Raw genomic sequence first — 7,466 nt, 5'->3', positions numbered from 1 at the left:
GCCCCGCCCCGTTCTGAAGGGACCCCATGCCCGCCCTGACCACCACCTCCGACGGATTCCTCCTCCACGGCGCCCCCTTCCGGATCGTCTCCGGCGCGCTCCACTACTTCCGGGTGCACCCCGACCAGTGGACGGACCGCCTCCGCAAGGCCCGCCTCATGGGCCTGAACACGGTGGAGACGTACATCCCCTGGAACCTCCACCAGCCCGAACCCGGCACCCTCGTCCTGGACGGTCTCCTCGACCTGCCCCGTTTCCTCCGCCTGGCCGCGGCCGAGGGCCTGCACGTCCTCCTGCGTCCCGGCCCCTTCATCTGCGCCGAATGGGACGGCGGCGGCCTGCCCCACTGGCTCGCCGCCGACCCGGACATGCGCCTGCGCAGCAGCGACCCGCGCTTCACGGACGTCATCGACCGCTACCTCGACCTCCTCCTCCCGCCGCTTCTGCCCCACATGGCGGCGGCGGGCGGTCCGGTCATCGCCGTACAGGTGGAGAACGAGTACGGGGCCTACGGCGACGACACCGCCTACCTCAAGCACCTGGAACGGTCCTTCCGCACACGCGGCGTCGAGGAACTCCTGTTCACCTGCGACCAGACCGACGGCGACCACCTCGAGAACGGCACGCTCCCCGGCGTGCTGGCCACCGGCACCTTCGGCAGTCGCGTCGAGTCGTCACTGCGGCGACTGCGCGAGGCGCAGCCCGAAGGCCCGCTCATGTGCGCGGAGTTCTGGATCGGCTGGTTCGACCACTGGGGCGGCCCGCACCACGGCCGGGACACCGAGGACGCCGCGGCCGACCTGGACCGGCTCCTGTCGGCCGGCGCCTCCGTCAACATCTACATGTTCCACGGAGGCACCAACTTCGGCTGCACCAACGGGGCCAACCACCACCACGCCTACGCCCCCACCGTCACGTCCTACGACTACGACGCCCCGCTCACCGAGAGCGGCGACCCCGGCCCGAAGTACCACGCCTTCCGTGAGGTCATCGCCCGCCACGCGCCGGTCCCCGACGAGCCCGCGCCCGCCCCATCCCCCAAACTCCCTCCCACGACGGTCGAGTTGACGCACCGCACCCCGCTCTTCGCCCTCGCCGCAGGGCCCGTCCACGCCACGGACCCCGTCACCGCCGACGATCTCGGCCAGCGCGCCGGATACACCCTGTACCGGACGACGGTCCCCGCCCACGGGCCCGGCCTCCTCCACTTCGCGGGCGGCGTGGGAGACCGCGCCCAGGTCTTCCTGGACGGCGTCCCCGCGGGCGTCCTGGAGCGCGAGCGCCACGAGGAGGCGCTGCCCGTGCACGTCCCGCGCCCCGACGCCGTCCTGGAGGTCCTCGTCGAGAACATGGGCCGGGTCAACTACGGCCCCCGCATCGGCGTCCCCAAGGGCCTCCTGGGACCCGTCGCCTTCAACGGCGCCCCGCTGCGGGGCTGGGACTGCCACGCCCTGCCCCTGGACGTCGCCCCCACGGCCGGGGCGCCCGCCACCGAGCCGGTCACCACCGGCCCGCCCTGTGTCCAACCGGCCTTCCACCACGGCAGGTTCGAGGTGAGGACCCCCGCCGACACGTTCCTCTCCCTGCCCGGCTGGACCAAGGGCCAGGCCTGGATCAACGGCTTCCACCTGGGCCGCTACTGGAACCGAGGCCCGCAGCGCACCCTGTACGTCCCCGCCCCCGTCCTGCGCGCCGGCGGCAACGACCTGGTCCTCCTCGAACTGCACGGCACGACCGCCCACCGGGCCCACCTCACGGACACCCCCGACCTGGGCCCGTCGAGCCCCTGACCCCACCGGGCCGCCCGGCCGACGCCCGCGGCCTATCCTGTGGTCCGCGGGCACGGCAGGCCCGTCGGATCCGCGGCGCAGCCCTGACCCGCCCGCAGACCGCCCCAGGCCGAAGGAAGCACCCACCATGACCCCAGGCGCCGCCGACGGCCCGGCGACCAAGGGACGCAGCCGCCGCAACTTCGCGGGCGCCCGCCCGGTGATGGACGACGTCGCGAAACTGGCCGGCGTCTCCAAGCAGACGGTCTCCCGGGTGCTCAACGACCATCCGGCCGTCCGCGCCGAGACCCGGGAGGCCGTCCGGACGGCCATGCGCACCCTCGGCTACCGCCCCAGCAGCAGCGCACGCTCGCTGGCCAGCGGCCGCACCCGCATGCTCGGCGTGATCTCGTTCGACGCGGCCCGCTACGGCCCCGCCTCCACCCTGACCGCCATCAGCACGGCGGCCCAGGAGGCGGGCTACCTGGTGAGCTCGATCGCCCTGGACACGGCGGACCGGGACACGGTGGTGCAGGCGGCGGACCGGCTGTCGGCGGAGGGCGCGGACGGCGTGATCGCGATCGCCCCGCAGGTCAGGGTGGCCCGGGCGCTGGCCGAGGCGCATCTCGACACCCCGCTGGTCGTCATGGACAACGACCTCGGGGACGGCACCCCGACGGTCACCTCCGACGCCCGCTCCGGCGCCCGCAAGGCGACCCGGCACCTGCTCTCCCTGGGACATGCGACGGTCCGGCACCTCGCGGGTCCGACGGGCTGGTCGTCGGCCGACCGCAGGGCGGAGAGCTGGCGCGACACCCTCAAGAGGGCCGGAGCGCGGATCCACGCCCCCCTCGTCGGCGACTGGAGCGCCGACTCCGGCTACGACCTGGGCCGCGCACTGGCGAAGGACCCCGCCGTCACCGCGATCTTCGTCTCCAACGACCAGATGGCCCTGGGCCTGCTGCGCGCCCTGCACGAGGCCGGACGCCGGGTTCCCGAGGACGTCAGCGTCGTCGGCTACGACGACATCCCCGAAGCCGCCCACTTCCTGCCCCCGCTGACCACCGTCCGCACGGACTTCACGGACATCGGCACCATCGCGCTGCGCATCCTGCTCGACCGCATGGACGACACTCCGCCGCGGCCCGCCGAGCCCCCCACGACGCCGGTCCCCGCCCTGACCCTCGTCCCCGTCGAACTGAAGGTCCGCCACTCCACCACGGCGCGCCCCTGACGCTCCCGCCGCCGGCACCCGGAAGCGACGGAGGGCCCGACCCCCGGCCGGACCCACCGCTGCACACCCGCTTTCACACCCGCACACCCGCCCCGGCGCGCGGAACCCGTCAGCCGCCCACGTACCAGCTGAACCCGCCGTTGCTGGCCGCGACGGCGAGCAGCACGAGCCACAGCACCACGTCGACGATGCCGAGGATGATGCCGGCCTTCGCCATCCCGGCCCCGCTGCGCACCGACGCCTGCCGCCGCGCGACGGCGCCGAAAACGATGGCCAACGGGCCCAGGACGATGTTCAGAAGGAACAGCCCGACGATGCCGCAGCACAGGCTGGCGACCGCGAGACCGCTGGTGCGTGATCCGGAGGACGCGGCGGAAGAGCTGCTGTAACTCGTCATTGCACACTCCCGGTTGTCGTTCGCACGGCCCGAACGGGTCACGCGCTCCGTACTTTCGCTTGGTGCACACCGAGTGCCCCCGGAAGAGGCGGACATGTCGACGGATCGTCAGTTCCGCACCCGGGCAGCCCCGCGTGCCCCGCAGCCCCAGTGCCCGGTGGCCCTCGCCGTCCCGTTGCCCGGACGCACCACCGACCCCGCCACCAGGCACTACAGTCTCTCGTCGTGCCGACTGGCCCATGGGGGCGCCAGGCGGGAGACGGCGGGGGGAATCACCGGTGTGGGAGCAGGTCCCGGCTCTGCTGGGTGTGGTGGTCGGCGCGGCGAGTTCGTTCGTGGCGACGAACATCTCGGAGCGCAACCGCTGGCGACGAGGCCGGGCCGAACGATGGGACGCCAAGCGGCTGGAGGCCTACGCGTCCTACGCCAACATCCTGAAGCAGCAGTTGAGCATCGCCCAGCGCATGGGGGCCGCGAGGGGCTTTCCCTACGCGGCGGACCCGCTGGACCTCGAGGCGGGCATGACCCAGCTCGCGGAGAACGAGGTACGGCGGGCGGCCGAGTGGGAGTCCGTGCTCCTGATCGGTGACGCGGAGACGATAGGCGCGGCGCGCACTTGGCACGAGGCGGTGTGGAACGTCGAGCTGTACGCGCGCGGCCTCAAGGACGGCCACCCTGGCTGGACCAGGGCCGTGCAGCAGGTGAGCCGGGCGCGCGACGCCTTCTACGCCCTGGCCCGGCGCGACCTGGACATCGCGGGACCGCCCCCGCCGTCCGGCAACTGGCCCCGGGCCTGGCAGCAGGAGGACGAGCCCACGTGACCCGCGACCCGTGACCTGCGACCCATGATCCGCCACTCGCCACTCGCCACTCGCCACTCGCCACTCGCCACCCGCCACTCGCGACCCGTGACGCGCCCGAGCGGACGTCACGGGTCCCGTGGCCCCGCCTGGACGGAGCCGTTCAGACGACGTCGTTGAACTTGCCGCCCTCTCCCGCGTAGAGAGTGGTCGTCAGCCGGGCGAAGGGGGCCGTCGTCGAACCGGTCGCGCGGTACACGTAGGTGCCGTTCGGGCCGTAGGCGATCAGGTCGGGGCGCCCGTCCGCGGTGACGTCCCCGGCGCCGACGACGCGCGAGAAGGCGTTCCAGCCGGCCCCGATCCGGACGCGGGGGGCGAACCTGCCCGCGCCGTCGCCCCGATAGAGCCACAGGACGCCCGAGGCGTCACGGGCGACCAGGTCGCCGGCCGCGGTGCCCGCGACGTCGCCGACGGCGGTGATGTGGTGGTAGATCTGCCAGCCGCCGCCGACCCTGACGCGGGGAGCGAAGGGGGCCGACGTCCTGCCGGTGCCCTTGTACAGCCACAGCACGCCGGCGGCGTCGGCGGCCACGAGGTCGGGACGGCCGTCCCCGGTGAGGTCGCCGCCGCCGGTGATCTTCTTGTAGATCTGCCAGCCGCCGCCGACCCTGACACGGGCAGCAAAGGGGGCCGACGCGCTGCCCGTGCCCTGGTACAGCCACAGGACGCCCGACGCGTCGCGGGCGACGACGTCGCCCGTCGAGGCGCCGGCGACGTTCCCGACGGCCTCGATCTGGTTGTAGCCCTGCCAGCCGCTGCCGACCTTCGTCCTCCCGGCCGTGGCCACCTTGCCCTCCGACGGCCAGTCGAAGAGGTCGTCGCGCCACAGCACACCCGAGGCGTCCCGTGCGAGGACGTCCGTCGAGCCGTTGTCGGAGAAGTCGTGCGGGTTGGCCCGGCGAGACACCCGCAGGCTCCCCTGGGCGGTCGCCGGGCTCCCGACGCCGTCGGCCGGGCCGGCGGTGATCCGCCAGGTGTAGGCGCCGTTGGGGGCGCTGCCGCCGTCCAGGACGCCGTTCCAGAGGAAGGCGAACCGGCTGCCCGCGACCGGCCGGTCCAGGCGCTGGGTGAGCTTCCTGCCGGTGGCCGTGTGCGTGAGCGTGAGGTCCACGGTCGCGTTCGCGCGGGACAGCGTCCACTCCATCGGGACCGTGGCCCCCGGCTTCTCCAGGCTCACCGCGGCGGGGACCTTCGACTCGCTCACCTGGACCGGCGCGAGCCGCCCGGTGTCCGCGATCAGCGTCGCGCCCGGAAGACCGCCGGTCGCCTCCCGGATCCGGAACAGGCCGTCCGCGTCGGTCGTGGCGCCGCGCACGAGCAGGTTTCCGTCCGGTGCGTGGGCCGCGCTGGAGAAGTGCCTCAGGAGTTCGTACGGCGCGGCGGCGGGGTCGGTGACGCTCCGCGCGAACAGCGGGCTCGGCGTCGCGTCGGAGGCCTTGCCCGGGACCCCGTAGAGCAACGTGTCCCGGACGATGCCGACGACGACCGCGCCGCTCAGGGAGCCGTCCATGGCGAACCGCCGGTGGACGAACGTCCCGTCCACGACCAACTCGTTGACCCCGCCCCGGTATTCGACCCCCGCCTCGTAGTCGGCGGTGTACGCGCCCGTCGAGGCCTGCGTCCACGGGGCGGTGTTCTTCCTGCTGCCCGACTCGATCGACGCGTCGCCGCCGACGGAGGCACGCGTCCTCCAGTACTCGGTCCGGAAGGTCGACGAGCTGGGGAACACCCGGTTGCTGCTCAGGACGATCATCACGTCGCTCGTGGACGCGACGACCTTGAAGTCCATGCTGAACGGGTTGGACGACCGCTTCGTCTTCGTGACGACCCCGTCGGCCCGGGCCAGCTGCCACAGCTCCTGGTAGACCCCGCCGTCCGCCGGAACCTTCACGAACAGGTCGTCGCCGACCACGCCGACGAGCTTGGCGCCCGGCCTGAACTCGGACGCGAGGTCGTAGGAAGCGGACCAGGCAGCGCCTCCCCCCGTGTCTCGCATGTCCCGCATGTCCCGTACGAAGACCATGCTGCCGCCGTCGCCCGTCACGACGAAGTCGGAGTCGGAGTCGTACCCCACGACCCCTGCCCCGACGGCTGCCACCGAGCCGTCGGCGTACCGGTGCCATTCCAGCACGCTGCTGCCCGAACCGTCCGTCCGGGACGTGAGGTACCCGCTGTCGCCGCTGCTGACGACCTCGGCCCCAACGTCCAGCCCCGCCACACTGCCGACGGCGCCGACGTTCGTGACGGTGACGGCGGGGACGGTGGAGGCGGCCCGGACGGCGGCACCGTCGATTACGGAGGCGGTTCCGGCCGGGGGAGTGAGCGCGGCACCGGCTCCGGAAGCGTCCACGGCGGCGGACGAGGCCACGGCCAGGGGAGAGGCCAGGACCCCGGCCCCCGCCGTCACGGCGAGAACGGTGACGGCGGCGACGGAGCCGCCGAGACGACGACGGACGGTGCGTGGGGAAGCCAACGAAGACCTTCCTGAAGATCCGAGGTGCCCGCACAAGTGTGCGTGCCACGTGATCGGACCCACGAGAAAGCAAGGTGGTTGTACGCGACGACCGTCAACCGGCCCTGCTCACGGGAGGTCGTCGCACAGGGCGTGAACGAGATCCTCCAAACTGCCCACATCGTCCTCGGCCGTCTCGAGGAACCTGCGGTCGAGTGCGACCACCCGCTCCTGGGCCGCGACAGCCGAAGCGTCCGGATGCGCCTGAGCCCGCAGGTGCGCGAGCTTCGCCTCGTCCTCGGTCAACTCCTTGAGAAGCCCGTGCCGTCGCTGCTTGGCTCGCTCCAGCTTGGCCTTGGCCTGCGTGCACTGCTCCACTGGCATCTGGACGCCCCTTCCCATCGGCACGACTCAGTACGACGCCCCTCCACCCTCACCGCGCAACACCCGCCCCGCATGCCGACGTGCCCCGAGCGGGTCACGCGGCCCACGGCCGCCTGGGGAGACGAAGGTTGCCGCCGGCGCGTCGACGGACGAACTCGCAAAGGACACACCGAAACGGTCGGCTCCCGCACGAACAAGAACTCCCACGACCTTCAAGGTCACAACTAGGTCACCGTCTTCACGGATTCCTCACATGCGACATACCGGCGTAGGTAGTTTCACCCCTCAAGTACTTCAGAGGGGGACCCGTGAGCCACTACCAGCCGCAACCGCCGTTCCAGCCGCCACCGGGACCGCCGCCCACCCGCCC

The 7,466-nt window shown here is 72.7% G+C and carries 6 protein-coding genes; 3 read left to right on the top strand and 3 right to left on the bottom strand.

Annotation, left to right across the window (positions count from 1 at the left end; genetic code table 11):
- Window positions 1–26 precede the first annotated feature (26 nt).
- Together KMS84_RS36800 and KMS84_RS36795 are read left to right on the top strand one after the other, a co-directional pair.
- Window positions 27–1,790 (top strand): glycoside hydrolase family 35 protein, encoded by a 1,764-nt coding sequence (locus tag KMS84_RS36800; RefSeq protein WP_256920902.1) that lies wholly within the window; start codon window positions 27–29, stop codon window positions 1,788–1,790.
- A 127-nt stretch (window positions 1,791–1,917) separates the two neighbouring features.
- Entirely contained in the window at window positions 1,918–3,003 is a 1,086-nt protein-coding gene (locus KMS84_RS36795) for a LacI family DNA-binding transcriptional regulator (protein WP_256920901.1), read from the top strand.
- Between the two features lie 109 nt (window positions 3,004–3,112).
- Here the strand turns inward: KMS84_RS36795 and KMS84_RS36790 are convergent, their stop codons facing one another.
- Window positions 3,113–3,400 carry a DUF4190 domain-containing protein gene (locus tag KMS84_RS36790; protein WP_256920900.1) on the bottom strand — a complete coding sequence of 96 codons (288 nt, stop codon included), beginning with the start codon at window positions 3,398–3,400 and terminating at the stop codon, window positions 3,113–3,115.
- A 278-nt stretch (window positions 3,401–3,678) separates the two neighbouring features.
- Between KMS84_RS36790 and KMS84_RS36785 the strand changes: the two genes are divergently transcribed.
- The gene (locus KMS84_RS36785; RefSeq protein ID WP_256920899.1) at window positions 3,679–4,221 is read left to right on the top strand and encodes a hypothetical protein; all 543 of its coding nucleotides are present in this window, start codon (window positions 3,679–3,681) and stop codon (window positions 4,219–4,221) included.
- A gap of 142 nt (window positions 4,222–4,363) precedes the next feature.
- On the opposite strand, the gene KMS84_RS36780 is transcribed toward KMS84_RS36785, so the two are convergent.
- On the bottom strand, window positions 4,364–6,733 hold the full coding sequence (locus KMS84_RS36780; protein ID WP_256920898.1) for an FG-GAP repeat domain-containing protein: 2,370 nt from the start codon (window positions 6,731–6,733) through the stop codon (window positions 4,364–4,366).
- 108 nt (window positions 6,734–6,841) lie between these two features.
- Complete coding sequence (locus tag KMS84_RS36775) at window positions 6,842–7,096, bottom strand: hypothetical protein (protein WP_256920897.1); 255 nt, start codon at window positions 7,094–7,096, stop codon at window positions 6,842–6,844.
- Window positions 7,097–7,466: the final 370 nt, after the last annotated feature.

Source organism: Streptomyces hilarionis (genome assembly GCF_024539675.1).
Taxonomy (GTDB): domain Bacteria; phylum Actinomycetota; class Actinomycetes; order Streptomycetales; family Streptomycetaceae; genus Streptomyces; species Streptomyces hilarionis.
This window is presented reverse-complemented; position numbering and strand designations above follow the sequence as displayed.